This is a genomic window from Mesorhizobium sp. M1E.F.Ca.ET.063.01.1.1 (assembly GCF_003998155.1).
Taxonomy (GTDB): Bacteria; Pseudomonadota; Alphaproteobacteria; order Rhizobiales; family Rhizobiaceae; genus Mesorhizobium.
Genome location: NZ_RZSC01000806.1, coordinates 1 through 2,574 on the forward strand (window position 1 = coordinate 1; position 2,574 = coordinate 2,574).

General features: G+C 62.1%; 4 protein-coding genes. 1 reads left to right on the forward strand and 3 read right to left on the reverse strand.

Going from position 1 to position 2,574, the window contains the following annotated elements; translation table 11 throughout:
* Positions 1-189: hypothetical protein (locus EOA29_RS42385; RefSeq protein ID WP_210213197.1), on the reverse strand; the 189-nt coding region annotated here is incomplete at its 3' end.
* An 85-nt stretch (positions 190-274) separates the two neighbouring features.
* Entirely contained in the window at positions 275-1,168 is an 894-nt protein-coding gene (locus EOA29_RS32590) for a LysR family transcriptional regulator (RefSeq protein ID WP_126094366.1), read from the reverse strand.
* 154 nt (positions 1,169-1,322) lie between these two features.
* Here EOA29_RS32590 and EOA29_RS32595 point away from each other — a divergent pair, with 154 nt between their 5' ends.
* Complete coding sequence (locus tag EOA29_RS32595; protein WP_126094367.1) at positions 1,323-1,967, forward strand: hydrolase; 645 nt, start codon at positions 1,323-1,325, stop codon at positions 1,965-1,967.
* A 181-nt stretch (positions 1,968-2,148) separates the two neighbouring features.
* Here EOA29_RS32595 and EOA29_RS32600 read toward each other — a convergent pair.
* On the reverse strand, positions 2,149-2,574 hold a 426-nt coding region (locus EOA29_RS32600; protein WP_145969934.1), incomplete at its 5' end, for a rhodanese-like domain-containing protein.

The window sequence follows — 2,574 nt, forward strand, 5'->3', positions numbered from 1 at the left end:
GGGCAATACCTCTTCCTCATTGTATATCGGCAGCACCAATGAGTAGCGTGGGGACTGTGCCCGCGTCCGGAAGCGCTGGACATGCTCTTGCATTCGGTTGCAATGGAACACCGGCCACAAGGTTCCATGAGTAATCGCTAATTTGTGAAAGAAGGGCAGGACGTCGGATTTGCCGGGCCGGGCGGTCAAGCCGATGCCATTGACGCGCTGTCACCGATCCTTGCCCGGCTCGGCCGCGTTACAAGCCGGCCGTGCTCTTCGCCCCGTTCCTGTTTTAACGGTCGAGACCCCAAACGTCCGGATTTCGTGCGAAGTACTCGATCAGCATTTCGATAAGGATCCGGACTTTCCGTGCGGGGTGCTGACCCGGCGGCCGGACGACATACACGCCTGCCGAAGGTGGAGGATAGCGTGTCATAATCGGAACGAGCGCACCGGAGGCCACATAGTCATACGTGATGCAATCAGGGAGCCAGGCGATGCCGAGCCCTGCCACTGCGGCGGCGGCAAGCGCCGTAGCGTTGTCGGCCTTGAACCTGCCCTGCGGCTGAACCGTGACGATCTTGTCGCCATCCATGAACTGCCAGGCTTCCGTTCCTTGCATGAGGGCCTGATGGTTGACGAGTTGCTCTACCGTCTCAGGTGAACCGTGCGCTTTGATGTAATCCGGGCTTGCGACAAGCTTTCCATAGATCGGCCCGACGCGCTTCGCGATCAGGTTGGAGTCCTGAAGGTAACCAACCCGGATCGCGCAATCGAAACCTTCGGCGATCAGATCGACGAAGCGATCGCTGTAGGAGGTATGGATTTGGAGTTGCGGGTGGTGTTGCGCCATTTCCGCAAGCACGGGAGCGAAGTGGGTCGGGCCAAAAGAAAGCGGCATGGCAACCCTCAGGCGGCCGCGCAGCTCACCGGTTGGGAGCATCGTTTCCCTGGCCGTATCGATCTCGGCGATGGCTCGGGCCGCATGGTCTCTGAACGTGATTCCCGCTTCCGTAAGCGCGGCGCCGCGGGTCGTGCGGGCAAGCAGTTGGACGCTGAGTTCCGCTTCAACCCGGAAAAGCCGCCGGCTGACGATTGACTTGGAGACGCCGAGCCGGCGCGCGGCAGCCGATACGCCCTCGGCATCGGCCACAGCGACGAATGTCTGTAGATCTTCGATGTCCAATTTGGCGTTCCTCGTTTCGCGACACAGCTTGCCTGACTATGGCACTACCGCATCGCCAAAAGGAACAGCAAATTGCGTCCAGGCAACGTCGCCCCCTGACGCATGTCTCCCGTCACCCCATTGCCGTCCATAGCGGCAGAGAAAGGAAGTCTTGATGACCCCTCGTAACGGACTTGATTCGCTTCTTCGTCCTGAAGACTCGGTCCTCGTTCTGATCGATCACCAGCCTTATCAACTCGCGAACCTGAACAGCCACGATCCGCACATGGTGGTCAACAACACGACCGCGCTGGCGAAGCTAGCAAAAGCCTTCAATGTTCCGACCATTCTCACCAGCGTGATCGCGGCGCGCGGTGGACTTCTCTTTAAGCAGATCACCGACGTATTTCCGGACCAGGAAGTCATCGATCGCACCTGGGTGAACACCTGGCAGGACGAGAATGTGGTGAACGTCGTCAAGGCGACCGGCCGCAAGCAGCTGATCATCGCCGGCCTGTGGACCGAGGTCTGCGTCGCAATGCCTGTGATCCAGGCCGCCGGCGAAGGCTGGGACGTGACCGTGATCACCGACGCGTCGGGCGGGATTTCGAAGGAGTCTCACGAAGTTGCTATACAGCGAATGATCGTGGCCGGCGCGAACGTGATGACCGTGATGGCGCTCGCTGGCGAATGGCAACGCGATTGGGCGCGCACCGAGCATGTCGAGGAGCTGACCGAGATTCTCATCCAGCACTTCGGCGGCAGCGGCATCGCGTATCTTTGGGAGCAGCAGCTTCTCAACACGCCCGTAGCTGGCTGATCCGGGTCGGGATGGCGAGCACTTCGGTGAGGGTCGGGATCGATCCGTTTGCCGGCCCTCGCCATCCTCGCCCTGCAGAGAGGCCCCTGTAATCTCGGGAACAGATCCAATGAACGCAAATGCCGCAGCCGCGGGCCCTTTCGGCCCGCGGGCATTCCGCCCCGCCTAATCAGCCACACCGTCAGGCGACCATTTCCACCGGCAGGCCGGCGGCTTTCCATTCCGGCATGCCGTCCTCCAGGCGGCGCGCGGAATGGCCAAGCGAGCGCAGCGCGGCCACCGCCTCGAAGGACATCACGCACCAGGGGCCGCGGCAGTAGGCGACGATTTCCAGGCTGGTATCGGCACCGCGGGACCAGGCCTTGATCTCGCCGAGCGGAACGTTGATCGCGCCGGGCACATGGCCGAGCGCGAACTCGTCGGGCGGGCGGACATCGATCAGCGTCACCAGGCCGTCTCGCATCAGCCCCTGGAGTTCGTCGCGCCCGACCGGCCGCATGTCGTCACGTGCGCCGAAATAGCCACGCACAATGCGATCGACTTCGGCGAGCTGCCGCTCGGCGACCGCGCGCACCGACGCGAAGGCATTGAGCACGCTGTCATCCGC

Coding starts and splice junctions, on each gene's coding strand:
- EOA29_RS32595 (WP_126094367.1), top strand. CDS start 1,323: ATGACCCCTCGTAACGGACTTGATTCGCTTCTTCGTCCTGAAGACTCG.